General features: G+C 65.5%; 20 protein-coding genes and 1 pseudogene. 5 read left to right on the top strand and 16 right to left on the bottom strand.

Annotated elements, in window-relative coordinates; genetic code table 11:
- The 4 genes from QFZ46_RS16035 to QFZ46_RS16020 are packed head-to-tail and all read right to left on the bottom strand — an operon-like array spanning window position 1 to window position 3,925.
- On the bottom strand, window positions 1–990 hold the full coding sequence (locus QFZ46_RS16035; RefSeq protein ID WP_307363201.1) for a Gfo/Idh/MocA family protein: 990 nt from the start codon (window positions 988–990) through the stop codon (window positions 1–3).
- Complete coding sequence (locus QFZ46_RS16030; RefSeq protein WP_307363200.1) at window positions 987–2,084, bottom strand: DegT/DnrJ/EryC1/StrS family aminotransferase; 1,098 nt, start codon at window positions 2,082–2,084, stop codon at window positions 987–989. The genes QFZ46_RS16035 and QFZ46_RS16030 overlap by 4 nt, the downstream gene beginning before the upstream one ends.
- Complete coding sequence (locus tag QFZ46_RS16025; RefSeq protein ID WP_307364639.1) at window positions 2,081–2,686, bottom strand: acyltransferase; 606 nt, start codon at window positions 2,684–2,686, stop codon at window positions 2,081–2,083. Before QFZ46_RS16025 ends, QFZ46_RS16030 begins: the two co-directional genes overlap by 4 nt.
- Window positions 2,687–2,740: 54 nt before the next feature.
- Entirely contained in the window at window positions 2,741–3,925 is a 1,185-nt protein-coding gene (locus QFZ46_RS16020) for a glycosyltransferase family 4 protein (protein WP_307363199.1), read from the bottom strand.
- A gap of 61 nt (window positions 3,926–3,986) precedes the next feature.
- Between QFZ46_RS16020 and QFZ46_RS16015 the strand changes: the two genes are divergently transcribed.
- Together QFZ46_RS16015 and QFZ46_RS16010 are read left to right on the top strand one after the other, a co-directional pair.
- The gene (locus QFZ46_RS16015) at window positions 3,987–4,685 is read left to right on the top strand and encodes a glycosyltransferase family 2 protein (protein ID WP_307363198.1); all 699 of its coding nucleotides are present in this window, start codon (window positions 3,987–3,989) and stop codon (window positions 4,683–4,685) included.
- Window positions 4,686–4,690: 5 nt separating this feature from the next.
- A complete protein-coding gene (locus QFZ46_RS16010; RefSeq protein ID WP_307363197.1) occupies window positions 4,691–5,047 on the top strand; it encodes a DUF2304 domain-containing protein in 357 nt (118 codons plus the stop codon).
- On the opposite strand, the gene QFZ46_RS16005 is transcribed toward QFZ46_RS16010, so the two are convergent.
- The 5 genes from QFZ46_RS16005 to QFZ46_RS15985 form a co-directional block, all read right to left on the bottom strand.
- Window positions 5,048–6,973, bottom strand: a complete 1,926-nt coding sequence (locus tag QFZ46_RS16005; protein WP_307363196.1) for a DUF6541 family protein — start codon at window positions 6,971–6,973, stop codon at window positions 5,048–5,050.
- A gap of 4 nt (window positions 6,974–6,977) precedes the next feature.
- Window positions 6,978–7,715 carry an ABC transporter ATP-binding protein gene (locus tag QFZ46_RS16000; RefSeq protein ID WP_307363195.1) on the bottom strand — a complete coding sequence of 246 codons (738 nt, stop codon included), beginning with the start codon at window positions 7,713–7,715 and terminating at the stop codon, window positions 6,978–6,980.
- The gene (locus QFZ46_RS15995) at window positions 7,712–8,617 is read right to left on the bottom strand and encodes an ABC transporter permease (protein ID WP_307363194.1); all 906 of its coding nucleotides are present in this window, start codon (window positions 8,615–8,617) and stop codon (window positions 7,712–7,714) included. Before QFZ46_RS15995 ends, QFZ46_RS16000 begins: the two co-directional genes overlap by 4 nt.
- A 104-nt stretch (window positions 8,618–8,721) precedes the next feature.
- Entirely contained in the window at window positions 8,722–11,178 is a 2,457-nt protein-coding gene (locus QFZ46_RS15990; RefSeq protein WP_307363193.1) for an FG-GAP repeat domain-containing protein, read from the bottom strand.
- Between the two features lie 65 nt (window positions 11,179–11,243).
- Window positions 11,244–12,317: a glycosyltransferase gene (locus QFZ46_RS15985; RefSeq protein WP_307363192.1), complete on the bottom strand. Its 1,074-nt coding sequence runs from the start codon at window positions 12,315–12,317 to the stop codon at window positions 11,244–11,246.
- A gap of 67 nt (window positions 12,318–12,384) precedes the next feature.
- Here QFZ46_RS15985 and QFZ46_RS15980 point away from each other — a divergent pair, with 67 nt between their 5' ends.
- Window positions 12,385–14,148 carry a DUF4012 domain-containing protein gene (locus tag QFZ46_RS15980; RefSeq protein WP_307363191.1) on the top strand — a complete coding sequence of 588 codons (1,764 nt, stop codon included), beginning with the start codon at window positions 12,385–12,387 and terminating at the stop codon, window positions 14,146–14,148.
- A gap of 29 nt (window positions 14,149–14,177) precedes the next feature.
- Here QFZ46_RS15980 and QFZ46_RS15975 read toward each other — a convergent pair whose 3' ends face one another.
- The 6 genes and pseudogenes from QFZ46_RS15975 to QFZ46_RS15950 form a co-directional block, all read right to left on the bottom strand.
- The gene (locus QFZ46_RS15975; RefSeq protein ID WP_307363190.1) at window positions 14,178–15,629 is read right to left on the bottom strand and encodes an LCP family protein; all 1,452 of its coding nucleotides are present in this window, start codon (window positions 15,627–15,629) and stop codon (window positions 14,178–14,180) included.
- Complete coding sequence (gene purE, locus QFZ46_RS15970; protein WP_307364638.1) at window positions 15,626–16,093, bottom strand: 5-(carboxyamino)imidazole ribonucleotide mutase; 468 nt, start codon at window positions 16,091–16,093, stop codon at window positions 15,626–15,628. The genes QFZ46_RS15975 and purE overlap by 4 nt, the downstream gene beginning before the upstream one ends.
- A 169-nt stretch (window positions 16,094–16,262) precedes the next feature.
- Complete coding sequence (locus QFZ46_RS15965) at window positions 16,263–17,405, bottom strand: 5-(carboxyamino)imidazole ribonucleotide synthase (RefSeq protein WP_373457651.1); 1,143 nt, start codon at window positions 17,403–17,405, stop codon at window positions 16,263–16,265.
- 64 nt (window positions 17,406–17,469) lie between these two features.
- Window positions 17,470–18,024 carry a PH domain-containing protein gene (locus QFZ46_RS15960; RefSeq protein WP_307363189.1) on the bottom strand — a complete coding sequence of 185 codons (555 nt, stop codon included), beginning with the start codon at window positions 18,022–18,024 and terminating at the stop codon, window positions 17,470–17,472.
- An 83-nt stretch (window positions 18,025–18,107) separates the two neighbouring features.
- Window positions 18,108–18,872 carry a biotin--[acetyl-CoA-carboxylase] ligase gene (locus tag QFZ46_RS15955; RefSeq protein ID WP_307363188.1) on the bottom strand — a complete coding sequence of 255 codons (765 nt, stop codon included), beginning with the start codon at window positions 18,870–18,872 and terminating at the stop codon, window positions 18,108–18,110.
- 32 nt (window positions 18,873–18,904) lie between these two features.
- A pseudogene (locus QFZ46_RS15950) lies at window positions 18,905–20,195 on the bottom strand (CDP-glycerol glycerophosphotransferase family protein).
- Window positions 20,196–20,292: 97 nt separating this feature from the next.
- Between QFZ46_RS15950 and QFZ46_RS15945 the strand changes: the two are divergent.
- Window positions 20,293–21,318, top strand: coding sequence for a glycosyltransferase family 2 protein (locus QFZ46_RS15945; protein WP_307364636.1), 1,026 nt, complete (start codon window positions 20,293–20,295; stop codon window positions 21,316–21,318).
- A gap of 59 nt (window positions 21,319–21,377) precedes the next feature.
- On the top strand, window positions 21,378–21,695 hold the full coding sequence (locus QFZ46_RS15940; RefSeq protein WP_307363187.1) for a hypothetical protein: 318 nt from the start codon (window positions 21,378–21,380) through the stop codon (window positions 21,693–21,695).
- 13 nt (window positions 21,696–21,708) lie between these two features.
- Here QFZ46_RS15940 and QFZ46_RS15935 read toward each other — a convergent pair whose 3' ends face one another.
- Entirely contained in the window at window positions 21,709–22,839 is a 1,131-nt protein-coding gene (locus tag QFZ46_RS15935; protein WP_307363186.1) for a polysaccharide deacetylase family protein, read from the bottom strand.
- Window positions 22,840–22,842 lie beyond the last annotated feature (3 nt).

Genomic DNA, 22,842 nt, shown 5'->3' with positions numbered 1-22,842 from the left:
TCACAGCAGGGAGACCGCTGTGCCGTTCGCTGCGGACTCCAACGCCGCTTCGATCACGGCAAGAGTGCGCAGGCCCTGCTGCATCGTGACGACATCCGATTCGAGTCCTAGCACCGCGTCGCGGAACGCCTCGTGCTCAACGCGCAACGGCTCGCGCTTGGCGAAGGCGTAGCGGGTGACATCGCCCTCGGACACACCGCGGAAGGACGAGACCGATTCCCACTCCAGTGGGATGGTGCCGTTGGCGAAGAAGGTCAGGTCCCCCGTAGAGGTGTCGGCGATGAATGCGCCCCGCTCTCCGGTGACGACGGTAAGGCGTTCTTTCATCGGGCTGAGCCAGTTCACGATGTTGTTCACAATCACACCGGACGCAGTGCGCCCGGTGATCGTGATCATGTCCTCGTGCTCACGCCCACTCTTGAAGGCCGTCTGCGCGAAGACCCGCTCGTAGTCGCTCTGCACGACCCATGCAGTGAGATCGACGTCATGTGATGCGAGGTCCTTCGCCACTCCGACGTCGGCGATGCGAGAGGGGAAAGGGCCCTGCCGACGCGTGACCACCTGGTACACGGCACCCAGTTCATCGGCCTCGATCCGGCGTCGCAGCTCTTGCAGCGCGGGGTTGAACCGCTCGATGTGCCCGACCGCGCCGACAAGTCCGGCCTCCGCGAACGCATCGACCATGCGCCGCCCGGCATCCAGGGTGTTGGCGATGGGCTTCTCCACGAGCGTGTGCACACCGGCGGCAGCCAGCTTGAGTGCTGCATCCTCGTGGAATCGGGTCGGGACCGCGACAACCGCCATGTCGATCCCGGCGCCGATCAAAGCCTCGATGTCGGGGAGGATCTCAAGGTCGCCCGCGACTCCGTGCGGATCTCCGCCGGGGTCTGCGATGGCGACAAGCTCAATGCCTTCCACCTCACGCATCACGCGTGCGTGGTGACGTCCCATCATCCCCACGCCGAGGAGACCAGCGCGCAAGCCCATCACGACCCCGCTTTCGCGAGCGCGTTCACAGCGGTGGCGATGCGCTCGAGATCTGCCTGCGTGAGTGATGGATGCACCGGCAATGACACGACCTCGCTCGCAGCGCGCTCCGTCTCGGGCAGATCGAGGCCAGGCGCGAAAGAAGCGAGCGACGGCAGTCGGTGATTCGGGATCGGGTAGTAGACGCCCGCGCCGACCCCGTACTCGCTCTTGAGCGCAGCCACGAAGCCGTCTCGATCCTCGAGCACGCGGACGGTGTACTGATGATAGACATGTTCGGCGCCGTCGGCGACCGGGGGGATGGAGACGCCCCGGAGGTTCGCGTCGAGGAAAGCCGCGTTCGCCTGGCGCGTCCTGGTCCATTCGCCGACCTTGGTGAGCTGCACGCGGCCGATGGCGGCGTGAATGTCGGTCATGCGCGCATTGAACCCGATGATCTCGTTCTCGTACTGGCGTTCCATACCCTGATTGCGCAGCAGTTTGATACGGCGGGCGATCTCGCCGGTGGCGGTGGAAACCATTCCACCCTCGCCACTGGTCATGTTCTTGGTCGGATAGAGACTGAACATCGCGAAGTCACCGAAAGTTCCGACTGGGCGCCCGTCAAGTGCCGCACCGTGCGCCTGCGCCGCGTCTTCGTAGAGCGCGACGCCGCGGGTGGCTGCGAGGGCCTCCAGTTCGCGCATCCGTGCCGGGTGCCCGTAGAGGTGCACAGGAAGAATGCCCTTGGTCTTCGGTGTGATCGCGGCGGCGACCGCCTCGGGGTCGATGCTGAAGGTCTCAGGCTCGATGTCGACGAAGACGGGAGTCGCACCGGTGAGTGCGACCGAGTTCCCTGTCGCCGCGAAGGTGAATGACGGGACGATGACCTCGTCGCCCGCTCCGACCCCGGCGGCGAGCAGTCCCAGATGCAGTCCCGCTGTTCCGGAGTTCACCGCGACCGCAGGGCGGCCCTGGACGAAATGAGCGGAGAACTCCTGCTCGAAAGCGGCCACCTCCGGCCCCTGCGCCACCATGCCGCTGCGCAGCACCCGGTCGACTGCCTCGCGCTCCTCGTCTCCGATAATGGGCTTCGCCGGGGGGATGAAGTCGCTCACGCGGTCTCCTTGCTCAATGTTCCGTCGATCTCCGAATAGTGCGCACCGGTGCTCGGGCACACCCATGTTCCCTCTGCCTCGCCGCGCACCAGTGGGACGCCAGACTCGCCGACCCAGCCGATGCGGCGCGCGGGGACGCCGGCGACCAGCGCGTACGCCGGGACATCCTTGACGACGACGGCCCCCGCGGCGACGGTGGCCCAGGTCCCGATCGTCACGGGGGCGACGCAGGTGGCACGGGCACCGATCGATGCACCGGTCTCGATCGTGACTCCGACCGGTTCCCAGTCGTGCGCGCTCTTGAGGGATCCGTCAGGTGTGATCGCTCGTGGGTACGTGTCGTTCGTCAGCACAACCGCCGGGCCGATGAAGACTCCATCGCCGAGATGCGCCGGCTCGTATACGAGCGCGTAGTTCTGCACCTTGCAGTTATCGCCCATGATGACGCCGGAGCCGATGTACGCCCCTCGCCCCACGATGCAGTTCTCACCGAGCTGCGCGTTCTCCCGAACCTGGGCGAGGTGCCAGATGGAAGAACCGGAGCCGATCACGGCGTCAGGAGAGACATCGGCGGACGCCACGATCCGAACATCGGTAGACATGGTCACTGAACGCTCCTTGAATGCCAGGCGAAACCGTACATCAGATCAACTTTACTAGGCGGAGGTCCCAGGACCCTGAACCAGGGTTCTCACGGCATCCGCGGCGCGTGCCCCCGCTGCCTCCAGAGAGGCGTTCCGACGAACCCATTCAGCACGCTGCCGCCGCAAACTCTCGGTTGCTCCTGATTCATATTCGGACAGCAGTCGTGCCATACCGTCCCTCACCTCGCTCGTCGCGAAGTCGGCCGTCTCCCCCAGCCCGCCCTCACGTACTACGGCTCCCCCGGTCGATGCTCCGGCGAACAGCACCGGTGTACCGCACGCAGCCGCAGCGTAGGTCTTCGTCGGTCGCGCGAAGTCATACCCGATTCCGGGGACGATGCTCACCAGCGCGCCGATCGCTCCACGGATCCAGCGCGCTGACTCTTCGGGTGGCACCACGCCGCCGAAGTGCACGCGCCCAGGAACCAGTTCCTGAGCCAGCGATCGAAGTTCGGCCTCAGCAGCACCCTGCCCGAAGAACCGCAGTTCGACTTCGGTATCTGCGAGGTCCGCGAGCGCACGGACGAAGATGCTGGGCTCCTGCCACTCCGACATCGTTCCGGTATAGACGAAGTACCGGCGAGCGACAGGAATCGGGAGCACGTCCGGGTGGAACACCCGCGTATCGATCCCGTTGCCGACGACGGTGACGTCTTCAGGCGCAGCGCCGAGGTCCTTGAGACGCTCGGCCACCTCGGGCGACACGGCCAGAACGCGGTCAGCTCCCCGAACGACGCAGGATTCCATCCATTTGATGATCGCCACGACTGCGGTGGGCGCGCCCATCGACTTCACGGCATCCGTCCAGATGTCGCCAGGGTAATAGACCAGTCGCCGTCGTCTGACGAATGCTGCGAGCAGCGCGACGAGCCCTGTGGTCGGAGGGGCCTCCGCGACGATCACGTCACCTCGAGTGACAAGAAGGCGGAAGAACAGCGGAATGTCGAAGGACAGGTATTGCACATAGCCGCGGATCGCTCCGGACCTGTCTCGCAGAACCGGAGCACGCCGGACGACGATCTTCGTCTGGTCCTGTTTCTCGCCGGCATCGCCGCCGGCAGGCGTGCGCGAGGTGAGCACGGTGACCGCCGCGTCTGTAGCGAGTGCTTCCGCAATCAACTGCATACGGAAGCTCGCTGCTGCGACTTCTGGAGGGTAAACCCGTGTGGCGATGATCGCTGCACGATCCCTGCTCATCGCTGCCCATCCTGTCAATGCTCGTCACGGCGCCCGGAAGGACACCTGACACAATGGAAGCATGCCATCCATCGTCCCTGCGCCAACATCCCCGGATCAGCGTGCCTGGGTCGTCATTCCGCTCTACAACGAAGCCTCGGTCATCGGGGACGTCGTCCGCAGCCTGCTCCCCCACTTCCAGAACGTCGTCTGCGTGGATGACGGATCAACCGACGGCTCGGCCGCGGCAGCCCGCGAAGCGGGCGCTCTACTCGTCCAGCACCCGGTGAATCTCGGTCAAGGCGCGGCGCTTCAGACCGGCATCTCCTATGCGTTGGCTCACCGGAGCTGTGACTTCATCGTCACCTTCGATGCAGATGGGCAGCACCGCATCGAGGATGCGCTGGAAATGCTCGCGCTCGCACGTTCGGAGCAACTGGCCATCGTTTTCGGATCACGATTCCTCGATGACCGGACGAATCCAGGACTCGCCAAGAAGGTCATCCTCAAGACCGCGGTGTGGGTGACGAACATGACGACGAGCCTGAAGCTCACAGATGCGCACAACGGACTGCGAGTCATCCGACGCGACGCCGCCGCACGAATCGAGTTGAAGCAGGATCGTATGGCGCACGCGACTGAAATCGTGCTCCAGCTCAGCAGGACGAAGCTTCCGTGGAAAGAGCACCCCGTGGAGCTCATCTACACCGACTACTCGAAAGCAAAGGGCCAGAGCGTTCTCAACTCCGTCAATATCCTCGTAGATCTGGTCGTGAGGTAGCACCGATGTGGATCCAACTGCTTCTCATCGCAGCGATCATCGTCCTCGCTGTCTTCACGATGCGACGGACCGGCGCCGACAGCCACCTCGCGATTCGCCGCCTGCTGATGGGGCTCTTCGTCATCGGCGCCGTCCTGTCGGTGCTCTTCCCGCAGTGGCTGTCCTGGTTGGCACGGATCATCGGCGTCGGTCGAGGCACAGACCTGCTGCTCTACGCCCTGGTGATCGTGTTTCTCGCGTTCGTGTACACCCAGTACCGGCGCAACATCAACCTTCAACGGCAGCTCACGCTGCTCGCCAGAAAGATCGCTCTCATCGAGGCATCGAGTACCGAGGGACGTCCGGCCGACGGCGACGATTGATCACGCGACGCAGGCGGTGATCCTCCAGAGCGTGGAATCGTCCTCCTGGGCGATGAGTTCGAAGCCGTCCTGGCCTTCGAAATCAGTCATGGCAGGTAGTACGTACCGCCCAGGCGTCGCCTCCCCCGGGCCGAAATCGAGGACGTAGGTGGGAGACCCAAGAGTCTCCAGGGCCTCGCACACCTCAGGGTTGGCGGACGCATCGCGCAGACCGTTCGCGACGATGCTCCATGCCGCGGATGTCGGCGGGGCCCAGCTTCGCGGGTAGACGTCGACTCCGCTGAGCGCGTACCCGAATCCGGCACCCGTCGATGGGTTCGCTATGACCCGCTCCCCCTCTCCGACATGCAGAGGGAGCGACTCGAGCAGCTCTCGCTCATCAACGCTGAGGTAGCTGTCGTCTGTGAGGAGGTATCTGGATTCAGGATGGGCTTCCTCCCCGGCGAACGCCGGTACGCCGGTGGGCCGGATGATCAACACGATCAGCGTGAACACGGCGACTCCGGCCAGCCCGACCACACTGCCCAATCCAGGAATCGGATGTCCCCCACGCGACACAGCACGGCCGAGCCGGACCAGAGCATCTGCGCCCATGGCCGCGAGGGGGATCACGAGCAGTGGCGCGAGGGCTGCCAAACGATGAGGATCCGCGTACCAGGGACCGAGCAGCCAAGTGCGGACGAGGGACGAGTCAAACGCCGCAGAGGCGATGTAGAGAACCGAGACCGCGATCCACGCGATCGCGATCCACCAGTGGTCGCGTCGGCGGAAAGCAGCCACGAGGCCGATCAGCATCAGGACACTCACGCCCACCGCTGCCGGAATCACCATCTGGCTGTTGATGATCACGTCCAGGACCGCGCCGAAGCGGTCTCGAAAACTCGGCCAGTGCGATCCCGATGTGCTCCTGGCGAAGAACCACCACAGACCTCCCAGCGCCAGCCATGCGCATGCAGCCAAACCGATACGCAGCGTGATCGATCTGATCCCATCCTGTTGGACGACCCAGCAGGTGAACCACACCGAGCAGACCAGTCCCCATGCCAGAGCGGACGAAGGTTGTGAAAGAAGCAGGGCGACGAACGAAAGTGCGATGAGCACGCCCACGAGCATCGTAGAGCGAATCGGGCGAGCTGCCGCCCGCCAACTCGGCGCTTGAACGACGATCGCGATCGCCGCAGGCAGCAGCGCGATCGACAATGCGTTCGGGTACAGAACACCCCATTGGAACATCATGAGCGGGAACACCTGAAGCGATCCAGACAACACGGCCGCGTAGGCAGCCACTGAGACGCTTCCCGTGGCGGCCCGGGCCAGCCACGCGATCCCCAGCGGCCAGATCACCGCACCGATCACCAGCGTGATGGCATTCACTGCCACGGCGAGGTCTACGCCGGTGATCACGACGAGCATCGACACCAACCCGTGCCACGCGGACGGGTAGAAGCCGGATGAACCAGTGAACGCGCTGACCTGCAGCGACGAGGCGGATCCTGTTTCCAGAATGAAACGCAACGCATTGAAGTGGAACACCGCGTCGTTCGTCTGCGAGATGCCCTCCGGATCGCCGATGTAGGCGATGAGGCTCCACCCGCCGAGCAGTACTCCGACGAGAATCGCCACCGGAAGGAACCAGCGTCGCGGCGCTGTCTCCTTCTGAAGAGGCATGGGCCCGACAGCGCGCCGGAGCAACCACGCGATGAGCGTGACGACCAGGATCACCCCGACGAACGGCAGAGTCGTCCATGGGACGCCGATCCAGCCGAGCAGGATCGCGGAACCGGCGGCGAGGGCCGTCCCGACCACGGGGGCGAGCGCGAACAGAGCGAGTCCTCGGACTCCGATCACCATCAGCGGCAGAATCCCCGGAAGAAATGCGATCAGCGCGCCGACCAGCGCAACCGAGACCGTCTGGAACCAGAGCATCGGGCTATCTGTCCACTAGTGCGATGGCGCCTTCAGCATCTCCGTCGTAGACGACCTCGCCCTTGTTGATCACGATCCCACGGCTGCAGAGCTCTCGGACCATCTCCATGTCGTGGCTGACCACGACCAGCGTCTTGCCCTGTGCGATGAGCTCTTCGAACTTCAGGCGGCACTTCTCGCGGAACGGCGCGTCACCCACGGAGAGAATCTCATCGACGAGCAGCACATCGAGCTCGACGTGGATAGCGACGGAGAACGCCAGGCGCATGAACATGCCGGACGAGTAGTGCTTCACCTCCTGGTCGATGAACTCCTCGATCTCACTGAACGCGACGATCTCGTCGTAGCGCGCCTCGATCTCATGGCGTTTCATACCCAGGATCGCGGCGTTCAGGAAGACGTTCTCGCGACCGGAGAGCTCGGGGTGAAATCCTGCACCCACCTCGATCAGGCCAGCCACACGCCCACGAGTGAGCACCTCTCCGGCATCTGGCTCCATGACGCCGGAGATGAGCTTGAGGAGCGTCGATTTACCCGATCCGTTGAGACCGAGAATCGCGACGGACTCACCCTCGCCGATGATCAGGTCGATGCCCTTGAGCGCTTCGAAAGTGCTGGTCGTCTTCTGCCGGCGTATCCACGACACGACCGTGTCCTTCAGCGAGAACGCATGATTGAGGGTGAAGGTCTTGCGCACCGCGCTGATGATGATGCTGGGCTTGATCGCCGTCTGATCGCTCATAGGTCTTGTGCGAACCTTCCTTCGAGGCGGCGGAACACGAGCTGCCCGATGAGCAGGGTGCCGATGGCGATGAGCAACGTCCACAGCGTGTTCCACGCGAGCCCGGGCGGGATCGCGAACGCTTCGGCGGTGACCGGACGCCAGAACGCGTAGTGGAAGAGCTCCACGCCTTGCGTGATCGGGTTCAGCATGTACACCTCGAGGATCCACTGCGGCCACCCCAAGGTGTCCACGACCGCATCCTGCACCTGCGTCCACGCGTACAGCACCGGCGACGCCCACGTCGCGAGGAGGAGCATGAGTTCGACGATGTTCTCCGCGTCGCGGAAACGGACATTGATCGCGCCGAAGAGCAGCCCGAGCCCCAATGCGAAGACCATCACGATGATCATGGCGGCGAAGACTGCCAGTACCGACACGATCGAGATGTTGACAGCCCATCCCATGATCAGGCAGACGAGCAGGAGGAGCCCGACCTGAGGGAGGAAATGCACGAAGGCGACGATCACCGCGGAGACGGCGAACAGCTGGCGAGGGAGGAATACCTTTCGCACGAGCGCCGCATTGCCGACGATCGACGTCGTCGCGTTCTTGTAAGCCTCGGAGAACAGATTGATGATGACGATTCCGGAGAACAGATACACGGCGTAGTTGGGGATGCCGCGGTCCAGCTTCATGAACAGTCCGAGCACGACCCAGAACACGAGGAACTGCGCGGCCGGTCGAACATAGGACCACGTCCAGCCGAGCACTGAGTTCCGATAGCGTGTCGTCACCCCGGTGCGAACCAGAAGGTTCAGCAGATAGCGCCAACGCACCACGTCGATCAGCCCTCGGCTTGTGCCCGGGGTGTTGAACCTGGAACGTGGGACGGCAGCGAAAGGATCTCGGGTATCAGTCACAGGTCCACTCACTTAACAGCGACGACACTCGCCGTTGCGAACATCATTATTCCATGACGTCACTGGATACCTCCAGAACGCCCCGGCCCCGCGCGTGTTCGAGATCAACCCACGTACGCCATCGACTGCCATCCGTTCCCGATCTGCGTGCGGTCTCCGAAGCGCGACTGACCGTTGCCCGGATAAAGGAACATGGCGCCATCCTTGGCCACGCCGATCAGGTCGTTGGTTCCGTCCCCGTTGAAGTCGCCTGGGCTGAAGATCGACTTCATGACGCCCCAGCCGTTCCCGATCTGCTGGGGCGTCAGGAAGACTCCTCTGCCGTTCGTGGGATAGAGACGGAGCGTACCGTCCGGCAGACGAGCCATGAGATCGACGTACCCGTCGCCGTCGAAGTCGCCTGCGTTGATGATCGTGTCGACGATTCCCCAACCGTTCCCCACTTGAGCGCCGGAACCGCCGGACCAGCCTCCGCTGCCGTTGCCGCGATACAGGATCATCCGTCCATCCGCGGTGACCGCGAGGACGTCCGTAAGGCGGTCTCCGTCGAAATCGATTCCGCCGATGACCCGTGCGAATCCTCCCCAGCCGTTTCCGATCTGCACAGGCCCCGCGAACGCGCCTCCGCTCCTCCCGGCGTAGAGCTGGAACTTCCCTGCCGAGTCGAGTCGCCCGATGTCCCGATGACCGTCGCCCGTGAAGTCACCCATCGAGATCACGTCGTCGGTCGCTGCCCAACCGGAAGCGAAATCGGTCACCTTCGACCAGCCTCCCTTGCCATTGCCCCCGTAGATGCGCACATTGCCTGAGCCCGTGAGAGCAACGACATCATTGCCGGCGACCCCATCGATGTTTCCGAATCCGGCGGCCAGCGGTCGCGGCTTCGATACCTCGGCCCCGGACGGCCCCTTGACGGCCAGTGCCGTCCACCCGTTTCCGACGGAACCCTTCGCTGTGAGGAACCCGCCGCCACGGCCCGCGAACAACATCAGGTTCCCGTCGGCGCCGTGCGCGAGGAGGTCCGCATTGCCGTCGCCGGTGAAATCGCCCGGGCTGAAGATGCTCTTCATGGGCGACCAGCCATTGCCGATCTGCACGCGGGCTCCCCAGCCGCCGGTGCCGCTACCGGGATAGAGATACAGATTTCCGGCCGTGTCTCGGGCAACGAGATCACTCTTGCCATCGCCGTCCATATCGATGCCGCCGATGAGGTGATTCATACCCGACCACCCGACACCGACCCGAACAGCCGGTCGGAATCCACCGCGATTGTCAGCAGATCGAAGATAGAGGTTTCCGCCCGCGTCGGTCGTGAACACGTCTGCGAGTCCGTCGCCGTCAAAATCTCCCGCGGGGACCACCGCCGTCACGTTGGCCCAGTCCCCTGGTGCCGGGGTCGCGGCGGACAACGTCTTCGAACCGTCCCCGCGGAGCAGTGAAACACGTCGATCAGCGCCCATGGCTATGAAATCTCGGTGCCCGTCCCCATCGAGGTCTCCTACGCCGAAGAACGCGGTGAGTGCCCCCAGCCCCTTCGCGAGCTGCACACGGTCACCCCAGAGCGACTGGCCGAAGGGATATCCCCAGACCGTTCCTGAAGCATCTGCCCCCACGACGTAGGCCGAGGTGTCGGATGAGGTGAGCACCGGGCGCGGAGCCGGTGGTGGCGGAGTCGTCTGGGTCGACCCGAACCAGTCGGTGAAGTAGTTGTAGAAGTTGCGGTTTCCGTAACTGGAGCAGGAGTTGTTCGCCTCGCCGTAGCCGGCCGCCAGCGCCGCCGCGTTGGGCTGATAGGGCGTGTAGTAATACATCGCCGAGGTCGCCTTGTTCGCGATGTACACCGGAGATGACCCGCACGACTCATTCGGGTGATAGCGCAGGTTCCAGGTGTTGCCGGGGGCATACCACTGGAACCACTTGCCCTCCATGTAGATCTGCATCTGTCGAGCGGCACCGAAGATCTGGTGGAAGAATCCCACGAAGTTCGGATCGCACGGTGCGGTGTCAGGGCACCCTTGACCGAGGGCCATGTCGTAGCGCCACGAACTCGGCCATGTGTGCGTGATGAGTCCCTGCTCCTTCTGGAGCATCACGATCAGAACCTGAGGATTGATGTTGCACGCCTGCGCGACTCGGTAGATGATGCGGGCGGCCGTCTCGTTCGCTGCGCCCGTGTAGCCGCTGCAGTAGGCGTCAGCAGGCCGATTCACCGAGCTGATTCTGAAGTCCTTCAGGCAGGTGTAGCCCGACTGGCACTGCGAGACCTTGCCGTTGAAGAACGACTGGATCTGCGCCTCGGTCATCGTGCTCTTGTTCGTGAACACTGCATCGCTGATCAGGCTGCCGGGATTGAATCCGGCCAAGGAAGCCTTCGCGATCCCCGTCTGCGCGGCATCGCCCGAAGTGCGCGCCAGATTTGCGGACGTGCTCAGCGAAGCGGATGCTGTGGCCAGAGTCACCGGCGCGACGGTACCGAGCACAACAGCAGTGACGGCAACGAGGACGGTGAGGAATCGGGCGATCCGGAGCACGTTTCGAGAGCGGGGGGCACGTCGAGACATGTGACCAGTGTGGCGGAGGTTAGGTCCAGATCCCTGCTGTGACACAGCTTGCGTACCAAGCGGTCTCAGAGATCCGCGTGCAGCGCCCAGACCCGCTCGGCCGAACTCGCCCATGAGAACGCCCGAGCCCTGTCCCCCGCGAGAACCCGCAGACGTGCGGAACCGGCACCGACGGCATCCGCCAGCGCATCAGAAAGCTCTGCCGGCGAGACCAGCGCACCGCCCTCGGCGATGACGTCCCTGTGGACGCCGCTGTCGATCGAGACGACGGGCACGCTCAACGACATCGCCTCCATCGCCCGCCACGGCCAGGCAGACAGTGCACTGGTCGCGACGAGCGCCTCTGCTCCGGCCGACAGAGCAGCACGATCGTCGGGGGCGAGCTTGCCTCGAATGTGCGCCCTGCGTTCGGGCAGTCCGACAGCGGAGGCGATCTCCGCAAGCCGTGGCTCAGTGCCATCTGCAGCATCGACGACCACCGCGTCGACGTCGGCGGCAGCTGCAGCCCGGAAACCCAGCTCGAGGCTCTCCGCCGAGCCGGTGAGCACGATGTAGCGATCCGGCAGGGAGAGCGCGGCGCGACGCTCGGAGGCATCGGCCGGGACCACGAAACCTTCGGGCGACGCCCCCGCGATCACCCGCACCCGATCTCCGAGTTTCGCGAACGAGCCGATCTTCTCCGCCATCGAATGCGAGGGAACGACCACGACATCTGCATGTCTGGCTGCGCGGCGCAGCATCCCGCGCTGCCAGGCGACGGCGCCTTTCGACAGCAGTTCCGGCGCCTCCCACGCGTGCAGATCCCATACGGTGACTGCGACCTGGTCGTCATCGTGCACGCGATCGTGCTTGACGAGAGGGGCCATCAACGTCGGTGCGTGGATGAGACCGCGGCCCACGCCCGGAACGATCCCCAACTGCCATGAGCCTGCGAGCTCACGACGCGCCAGCGGAAGCACGCGCGTTCCTGAGAGTCCGACCAGGTCGGCCACTCCCCCCGCCGGCACGATGGCTTCAACCGTGCATCCCGACGGCGTCGTGGCGATCAGGCCTCTGGCCAGATCCAGCGACGCTGCGGCCTGATCCGGGTCGATGACCTGAGTGATCTGGTCGAGAACGACACGTAACTGGGCACCCATAACCACAGAGTATCCGTGGCTCCCAGGAAAACCCGCGAGGGACGCCGGTACATGCTTGAATGCAGGGGTGAGCGACGGCCGGCTTCCCGTACAGCGCCGATGGATCCGATGGATCATCGGCGCCGTCGTGACATTGCTCGTGCTCGCCATCGGCTGGGTGGTCATTCGCGGTGCCAGCGTCGTCAGCGAATTGCAGAGCGTCGCAAGCTCGGCCTCGCAGATGCGCACATCCATCGCGAAGGGCGATCTCGCGCGCGCCGAGCTCGTCGCGCCTCGCGTCGCCCAGCACGCCGCCGCCGCGCGCGACCTCACCTCCGATCCCGTCTGGCGCGGTTTCGAAGCCGTTCCGTGGCTGGGTGCCAACTTCACCGCTATGCGCGAGGTCGCCGAGGTCGCCGACAGCGTCGCCAAGGACGCCGTGACCGGCGTGCTCGAAACCGCCGAAGTCTTCGACCTCGCGACCTTGGGGATCAATGGATCGACGATCAAGCTCGCGCCTCTCGGCGGGGTGGCAGCGACGCTCGCCACCACCACGACAACGCTCAGCACCGCCGCGATGCAGGCGCAGCAGATCGATGCCGAGTCCGCACTCCCCCCTGTGGCGGATGCTGTTCGCGATATGCGCGACGTCGTGACAGACGCCGCCACTGTCATCGGTGCGCTTCACGGCGCCGCGGTGCTGCTGCCTCCCATGCTCGGCGCCGATGGGCCTCGCACCTATCTCGTCGCGGTGCAGAACAACGCCCAGCTGCGCTCGAGCGGTGGCGTCATCGATTCCCTGTTCCTCCTGAATGCGGAAGGTGGAACGATCAGCATCGTCCAGCAGCCGTCGATCCGCGACTTCCCCGCTGCGGCCGAACCGCTGCCGCTGAGCGACTCCACGATCGCGCTGTTCGCAGACGCCCCCGGACGGTTCCTGCACGACGTCACGAGCATCCCCGACTTCTCCGAAGCAGGCCCGACACTGGCCCTGCGTGCGGAGCAGGTGCTCGGGCAGAGCGTCGACGGCGTCATCGCGGTCGACGCCGTCGTCGTGCAGCATCTGACCGAGGCGACCGGTGATGTGTCGTTCGGACCATTCACTGCGGATGCCGACAGCATCCTGTCGATTCTCCACTCCGAGATCTACGCGAGCACTCCAGACCCGAACCAACAGGACGACCTCTTCGCCCTGGCCGCCGACGCGGTGTTCAGGGCCGCGCTCCATGACTCCGAGCCGCAGAAGCTCATCGGGGCGCTCGCAGCCTCCGCCGCAGAAGATCGCATCCGCATCTGGAGCGCCCATCCCGAAGAAGAGGCGTTGCTCGCCTCTTCCGCCCTTGGCGGCGTAATTCCTGTCGATGGCGAAGGCGGCCCATACGTCGGCGTGCTCTTCAACGACGCGACCGGCGGCAGGATGAACTTCTACACCGCGAGCTCGATCAGCACCGCCGTGGGCGTGTGCGCAGGAGCGCCGACGACTCAGGTTCGGGTCACCTGGACGAACAACGCTCCGCAGGGTGCTGCGGAGTCGCTGCCCGCATCGGTAACGGGCGACGGCCAGCAGGAGACGGAGCCGGGCGCAGTACGCACGCTCATCGCCGTCTACGGCCCAGAAGACGCCACGCTGCGCTCGATTGCCCGCGACGGCGAGGAAGTGGAGAGCACGCAGACCACGGAACTCGGCGCACGCAGCGTCGTCCAGCAGGACGTGCTGCTGGCAGCGGGCGAGTCAACGACGATCACCGTCTCCTTCACCGGTACGGGTGCAGGAGATCGCCTCACCAGCGTGCAGCACACACCCATGCTCGATGCGAAGACGACCGGTGCGGAGCTCGACTGCTCAGAGTGACCACTGGCTGATCGCGCCGGTGGAGCAGGTCACGGCGTCGGCGTCGGGGTCTCCGTCGGCGGGTGCAGCGTCTGCTGCGCCAGATCTCGAACGAAGGCGTAATCGGGCTCGAACTCGTCGACACCGTTCGCCGGCACCAGCTCGATCGGCGTGACCGGCAGTTCCTTCGCCTTGAGCATCAGATCCAGGAACTCCGACAGCTTGTCCCTGGGCAGATCGGTGTCGACCAGCACTGTGCCCGCCGAGGCGATGTCATTGAACCGCGTCAGCACGTTGTCGGGCGTGAACTGGTCGAGGATCGCGATCTGCAGCTCACGCTGGCGCTGCATGCGATCCCAGTCGCTCGTCGTGTACCGCGAGCGGGCGTACCACTGCGCAGTGTCGCCGTTCATGTGCTGCTGCCCCGGCTCGATCCAGCCGATAGCCCACTCGTTGACGTCTGTACCGGTCCAGCCCTCCGGCGGGCCGCCCTTGGGGAGCCGCTCGGTGACGTTGATGTCCACTCCGCCGAGGGCGTCGATCATGGCGGCGAAGCCGTTCATGTCTATGAAGATGTAATACGGGATCTCGATGCCGAGGATCCCTTCCGCAGCGTCCTTGGTCGCCTCGATGCCGGGCGCGGAGCCGTGCGCGGCCGCATCCGGATAAAGCTCGGCGCCCTCGTCGTCACGACAGACCTCGGCTGCGTAGCGGATGTGGTTCATCCACCCGTTCCACCCGCACGACGATGACGAGTGCCCTTCGAAGCCGTCCGGGTAGAGCGCCTGCATCGGGCTGCCCTCGCTGAAGGGCGCGTTCGGCAGCTCACGCGGGATGCCGAAGATCGTGGTCGCCCCCGTCGTCGCGTTGACCGACACCACCGAGATGCTGTCGAAGCGCATCGAGTCGCGCCCGTCACCGCTGTCGGCGCCCAGCAGCAGAATGTTGTAGTAGCCGTCGACGGGTTCGACGCTCGGACCGCTCTGCCCGAAGATGTCGTTGATCGCACCGCGGCTCGCACCCGCGACGCTCGCCGCGTAACCGGCACCCCCGCCGAGCAGCCCCACGATGATCAGCGCCACTACCGGAATGGCGAGCCGCGACGCCTGCGGCACCTTGACGAGACGCACCATGCGAAGGGTATCGAAGGTCAGCACGATCCACAGCAGCGCGTAGGCGACGAACAGCACCTGCAGCACGGTCAGCACGAACCAGTTCGTCGCCACGGAGACCAGCACCGAGCGCCAGAACAGCGCCGAGACGAACGCGAGCACCACGAGGAACCAGCTCAGCAGCGTCGCGACCAGGCCGATACGACCGAGCCGACGGTTGCCGCCGGCGAGAATCTGCGCGGAACCGGGCACCAGCACGTTCATCACGACGAGCCACCAACCGCGACGGCCCATGAACGCCGGGTCGGCGGCATCGGGATTGCGCAGCGGACGGGTCTCGATCAGCCGGCGCCCGCTCAATCTCGCCGCACTCGGAGCGGCGATCGTCACAGGGAGTCCTTCAACCGTTCGTTCTTCTCCGCGACTTGGGATTCAAGCGTCCTGGCATACTCCTCGATTCGATCGGCGATCATGCCATCCGATGCGCCGAGAATGCGCGCCGCGAGGATGCCGGCGTTGCGAGCCCCGCCGATCGAAACGGTGGCGACCGGGATGCCGGCAGGCATCTGCACGATCGAGAGCAGCGAGTCCATCCCATCGAGAAATGCGAGCGGCACCGGCACGCCGACGACGGGAAGCGGTGTCATCGACGCGAGCATGCCGGGCAGATGCGCTGCTCCGCCGGCTCCGGCGATGATGACGCGGATGCCTCTGCTGCGCGCGTCACGCGCGTACTGCATGAGCTTGTCCGGCGTGCGGTGCGCCGAGACGACCTCGACCTCGTGCGGGATGCCGAACTCGGTGAGGGCCTGAGAGGCGTCGCTCATCACGCGCCAGTCGGAGTCGGATCCCATCACGACGCCGACGACGGGCGCGGCAGAAGAGTGCAGTGGCTCAGTCACCTCCCCAGGGTACGTTCCGCTACCAGGAGTTCTGCTGAACGGCGCGCCCTTTGAAACGCTCAGGAAGTGACTCCCCCTGCTGATCTCCGCGCCTGCCGAGGCGCCGCCACAGCGTGCTGTCTCAGGCGAAGTGCGCCGCTGCGGCACGCGCGGTGTAGACCACGTCGTCGAGGTCGTCTCCGGCGACGTTCACATGACCGACCTTGCGCCCTGGTCGCGCAGCCTTGCCGTAGGTGTGGATCTTCGCGGCCGGATGCTCGGTCATCGCCGCATCGAAGCGGTCCTCGAACGTGCCTTCGGCAGGGCCTCCGAGAATGTTCACCATCACCGCCCATGCAGCCCGCGGTGCGGTGTCGCCCAGCGGGAGATCGGCCACCGCGCGCAGGTGCTGCTCGAACTGCCCGGTGACGGCGCCGTCCTGGCCCCAGTGGCCGCTGTTGTGCGGACGCATCGCGAGCTCGTTGACGAGGATGCGCTCATCGTCGGTCTCGAACAGCTCGACCGCCAGCATCCCGGTCACACCGAGTCCGTCCGCGATCTGTCTTCCGATGTCTTCCGCGACGCGCACCAGGCGCTCATTCGCGCCGGGCGCCGGAGCGAAGACCTCGGCGCAGACGCCGTCTCGCTGCACGGTCTCGACGACCGGGTAGGACACCATCTGTCCGTTCGGTCGACGCGCGACCTGCTGGGCGAGTTCGCGCACGAACGACACGAGTTCCTCGACGAGCAGCGCCTCACCGGCGTCGGACGTCGAGCCCGCCGGGAGAGCATCGAACCAGTCGGCTGCCTCCTCAGCTGCGCGCACGACCCGCACGCCCTTGCCGTCATACCCCCCACGCGGAGTCTTCACGACGGCTCTGCCGCCGTGATCGTCGAGGAACACCTGCAGCTCGTCGACGCTCCGCACGGCGGCCCAGTCCGGTTGCGGCACACCGAGTTCGGTCAGACGGGCACGCATCACGAGCTTGTCCTGCGCGAACTGCAGCGCGTCGGGGCCAGGATGCACGGCGACGCCCTCAGCCACGAGTGCACGGAGAACCTCCTGCGGCACATGCTCATGATCGAACGTCACGACGTCGACGTCTTTCGCGAATGCGCGCACCGTATCGAGATCGCGGTAATCCCCCACCGCCGTGGCCGCCAGCTGCGCCGACATGCCCTCTTCCTCTGCGAGCACCCGAAGGTCGAGGCCCAGCTCGACCGCCGGGGCGATCATCATCCGGGCAAGCTGTCCGCCGCCGATCACGCCCACACGCAACGCCATTGAGATCTCCGTTCGTTCCGTCCATTCTCGCGCATGGCGCGGGACGTTTCGACGCCTGCGGAACTCAGCGCTCGGAGTCGGGATCCGACATCGACTGCGCGTCGCGATGAGCGAGGATCTGGTTCACTTCGATCTGATCGGCCAGAGCCTCATGAACGAGTGTGACGTTGGGCACATTCACGAGCCGCAGGGGCGTGTCGACGCCGTTGGAGAGAGTGATGGTTCCCGCTCCCCACATGCGCTGCACGATGCCTCGGCGCACGCCGATCGTGTAGCCGCGCACATGTGACATCTCGCGGCTCTTGCGCGCACCGAGACCCTCACGCACCACCACACGTCGCGTCGTGACGGCGTAGCTCCGGGATGCCCAGATCACGAAAGGGATTAAGACGCCGAACAGCACCAATGCCGCCGCGGCGGCGAGGAGCATCCAATTCTCGAAGCCGGCCGGCAGATTTCCATAGAAGAAGGCGGTGGCGCCCGACACCGCGATGAGCAGCAGCGCCGACCAGAACAACCCACGGGCGTGCCCGCGGAAACGCGCGATCAGCAGCTCTTCGGCTGGTGCGCCTGGCGGCGGCATCACCGGCCGGCCTCCGAGTGTCACGGGCTGGGTCACCCCTCCATTGTGCCTGGCGCCGAGGACATCGTCCGCCAAGGGGCGGCGTGTCCTCATGCGCACGCCTCAGACCGCTGGGCCGCTCACCTGAGCCGGGCGTGCACCACGTCGCCTGCCGAGATCAGGTGCTCCGTTCCGCTGCTCTGGACGCAGAGCCGCCCGTCGGGTTCGAGTCGCACCGCAGTGCCCTGCAGGATCGTACCGTCCGGCAGCGAGACCTCGACGTCGCGACCGAGACTGGCGCACCGCGCCGATACCGCGGCGTGGACGCCGCTGCGCACAGCATCCCCCCACGTCGAGAGCGACGAGGTGAGACCGTCCAGTCGTCGGACATAGGAAGCGACGAGCAGGTCTGGATCGGCGGTCTCACCGAGCACCGCGAACGATGTGGCCGTGGGAACGGGGAGCTGGTGCTCCACCATCGCGGTGTTGACGCCGGCCCCCACGATGATGGCGGTGCCGGTCGATTCGGCGAGGATGCCGCAGATCTTGAGCCCGTCGACGAGCACGTCGTTCGGCCATTTCACACCGACCTCGCGGCCCGGGAGCTGCTCGGCGACGGCCTGGGCCATCGCCACGCCGGCGATGAGCGGGATCCAACCCATCGCCACCGGCGAGGAGGGCAGCTCACGCAGCAGCACGGAGATCGCCAGCGCAGAACCGGCCGGCGTCGTCCAGGAGCGATCCAGCCGCCCGCGACCGGCGGTCTGATTGTCCGTGAGCAGCACCGACAGGTGCGGCCACGCCTCGGCATCCGCGGAGAGGGCACGCATCGCCGCGTTCGTCGACGCCGACTCGTCGATCGCCTCGAAACGAGATGCGATGGACTCGGCCTGTGGGAAGTGCATGCCGGACAGTCTACGGAGCGGCGCGCCGGCCTTCAGCCGTGGAGTTCGTCGTCCTTGTCCTCTTCGTCGTCGTCGTCTTCATCTGCTTTGATCGTGCCCATCTCCCGGATGCGCCACTCGTCCCACGCGCCCATGAGCTGCGCTATCGCTGCGTGGAACTTGGCGGTGGCGACGCCCGGCGTCGTATCCCCGAAGTAGCGCTGCACCCACATATGAAGCTTCTTGATGGCGTCCGCATCATCACGGACCCGTTCGACCTCCCGTGCGACGTCGGCCGCGGCGTCCGCTGTGAGCCACTCGCAGTCGGAGAGATATCCACCGGTGTCGACCGACGCGCGCTCGTCGACCGGGCGGGTGATCAGGAGCGGCTTGCCCGCTGCGAGACGGTCGTAGACCATCGCCGAGATGTCGACGATCGCGACATCAGCGGCAGCGAGCTGCCAGCCCGAGCTCCGGACCGTCATCGTAGATGTGGTGTGCACCGGGATCCGCGCTGTTCGCGGCCGCGATCGCCGCGATGATGCGTCGATGTGCGGCGCCGTACTCGTCATCCACCACGCCGCTGCGCGGGTGCGGGCGATAGACCACGCGGTGGGTTGCGGTGGCCAGCAGCGCGTTCACGAGGGTTTCGCCATGAGTGGCGATCGAACCGTAATGCGCGCTGGGGCGATCGCCCTCCCACGTCGGCGCGTACAGCACGACAGTGCGTTCATCCGGCGTGTACGGCAATGCGCCGGAGAAATGATCCGCCTGAGGGCGGCCGATCTCGATCGTGCGCGCGTCGACATCGAAGTCCCACAGCGTGCGAGAGAGCCGATCGCGCGCGGCCTGACCGGCCACCAGGGCATAGTCGTACGCCTTGTACTGGTTGGTCGTCATGTACATCTTGTCGGACTCGCCGTGGTTGATGAACACATGCCAGCGGCGACCGTAGCGGAACATCTGGAAGTTGCGCGTGTTCTGGTTGACATACAGGACGATGCGGATGTCCTGATCGCGGATGAACTGCTCGAGGTCGCGCACGGTCGGCACGAAGGCGACAGGAGGCGCATCCTCGGCGATGAGCTTCTCCGCACCGACCGCGTTGCGCGCGAGCACGACGACCGGCCAGAGCTTGTCGAGCTCGGCGAGCGGGCGATACCACTGGCGCATCTGGTACATGTTCACCGCACCGTCGGCGAAGTACACGGCGATCTTGTAGTGCCCCTCCGGATGCGGAGGAATCGTCTCGAGGGTGCGTCTGACGCGCTGCACCGCCGAGCGCGAGCGCATCGCCTTGCGCAGCAGGCGGTACGCCTTCTTGACATCTTTTACAGCACCCACATGTCAAGAGTACGCAGGGGCCACCGCCCCTCCGTGACATGATCGGGGGGTGGTAGAGAACGATTCGGCAACGGCTTCAGACGGAATCTCGTTCGTCATGCCTGTGCTGAACGAACGCGCGTACCTCGAACACGCCGTCGCATCGGTGCTGGAGCAGCCGTTGGACGGCCCCGCCGAGCTCATCCTCGCCCTCGGTCCTTCGACCGACGGGACGACGGAACTGGCTCAGAGCCTCGCTGCGAACGACGACCGGATCCGTGTGGTCGACAACCCCGATGCGCATATCCCCGTAGGCCTCAATGCCGCCATCCGCGCCAGCCGTTACGCGACGATCGTGAGGGTCGACGCGCACTCCGAGCTCTCCCCCGGGTATGCCCGAAGGGCGCTCGCGACGCTGCGGCGCACCGGTGCCGCCAATGTCGGCGGCGTGATGCGCGCCGACGGGCGCACGCCCTTCCAGAAGTCGGTCGCCCGCGCGTACAACTCCCCCATCGGTCTCGGCGGCGGCGCCTACCACGGCACTGCTCACGAGGGCGAGGCCGAATCCGCATATCTGGGTGTGATGCGTCGCGCTGTACTCGATGAGGTCGGACTCTTCGATGAGTCGATCCGTCGCGGTGAGGATTGGGAGCTGAACCTGCGCATCAGGCAGGCCGGGCACAAGGTGTGGCTCGATCCTCAGTTGTCCGTCACCTACTGGCCGCGCGAGAGCTGGTGGCGCCTGGCGCGTCAGTTCCGCGCGACGGGAGCCTGGCGCGGCGAACTCGTGCGGAGATTCGGTCGCAGCAACGGTCTACGGTTCTTCGCGCCGCCGGCGCTGGTGCTGAACGTCGCACTCGCGCTGATCGTGGCGATCCTGCAATTGACCGGCGTACTCGCCGGCGTCGCCTCGGTGGTGGCATCCGTCGTGTATCTGCCGCTCGTCGCCTACGTTCTGCTCGTGATCACGATGGCACTGCGCCCGGGCGGTGACCGGACCGCGCGCGAGCGCATCTGGACTCTCGCCGTGCTGCCGACCATGCATCTGGCATGGGGAGCCGGGTTCCTCGTGGGCGTGATGCGCGGCGCCCGCGGCACGGTCGACGCCTCGCGCCTCGGCACGCAGAACACGCCACTGCCATAGCCTTCGCAAGTCAGGCCGTCGAGGCACAGGGAGTCACCGCACCCGGGTATGCTCCACGCATGACGACTGACTCAGCTCCGCGCCCGTCCCGTCGTGGTCTCGCGATCGCGTCCATCGTGATCGGAGCCGTGGCCGCTCTGATGATCGCCGGCTTCTGGCTGAGCGGCGGCGGCTCGGACGGACAGGGACTCACGAACGCCGTCGTCCTCGCGGTCCTGTCGTTCTACGCTTCCGTCGTCGTCGGCGCCATCGCCGTGCTGCTCGGCATCGTCGCAGTCGTCATCGCACGGCCGAGGCTCCTCGGCATCATCGCGATAGTCCTCGGGCTCATCCCCATCATCGTCGTCGCCTCCTCGTTCACCGCGCAGGCAGGTTGAGCGAACAGCGCGTTCAGCCGATCTCGTTGATCAGCGCGTCCAGTCCCATGCCGTAGTTGATCCGCACCACGGGCAGGGCGAGCTTGTCGGTGCCGATGTGAACGTACCCCGGCTCGATCGTCCTCCCCATCTCGTATCCGGCCATCGCCACTCCCTGTTTGGTCGTGTCGTTGTAATGGCCGAACGGGTAGGCGACGACCTCGCGAACGCCGAGGATGTCCGCCGAGGCATTCAGATCGGCGGCGATCTCCTCCGCCGAAAGGTTGACCATCTGTCCCTGCCCGTTCGCACCGGCCTGGTGCATGGCGTTCGTGTGCGAACGACGAAGCACGAAGGGCGAAGGCGCCGGGTCCTGACGGTCGGCGGTGATCATGAACGACGTCGCGAGCACCTGATACTTGTCCACCACAGGGGCTGCGAGGTCGAACCAGGTCTGATCGGCGTCATCGTCTGTGATGATCACGGAGTGGTTGGGCAGATAGAGCCTGCCGTCGATGAAGGCACTCAGCTCGTCCCACGTCGGCAGGTAGAAGCCAGTGGTGGCGATGTGATTCATATGCGCATCGAAATCTCCGATGTACGCGTAGTTACCGCGAAGCCAGCCGTCCTCGCCCTCGGGCCGCGAGGTGAACTGGTGGTACATGAGGATCGGGATCTGCGCGTCGACGGCGACGTTGTCCTCGGGACTCATCCACGCCCCGTGCAGGACCATGCGCTGATCCGTGCACGCCACCAGGTCTGCCCCGTTCACGCGCGCCTCGATCTGATGCGCGCTCGCCCCCTCGGGCGAGGTGTACCAACCGGCGAACACCAGTCCTTCCTGCGCCGGAATCGGCAGTGCGGCGTACAGTGCGTTCTGCGTCTGAAGCATCGGCTCTTGAGCGACGCCTTCCCCTTCGAAACTCACCGCGCAGGCAAGCGGATCATCGGCGTCGGCGAGAAGCTGCTCTTCGGGGGTCAGTGGCGTCGGCTCCGGCGTCGGTGCGTTCGTCTGTGCTGTCGTGTCCGGCGAATCCGCTGAGACGGCTGCGGTGTTCAGCGACGAGATCAACGCGACAGCGCCGACGCCGAGCACCAGCACGACCACGGCCAGGAGCGCGACGAAGAGGCGTCGGCGTCGGTACATCCGCTTTCTGGATTCCACGTT

It is taken from the genome of Microbacterium murale (assembly GCF_030815955.1).
Taxonomy (GTDB): Bacteria; Actinomycetota; Actinomycetes; order Actinomycetales; family Microbacteriaceae; genus Microbacterium; species Microbacterium murale_A.
Note: the sequence above shows the minus strand (reverse complement) of the source record. Positions and strands in the feature narration are given on the sequence as shown.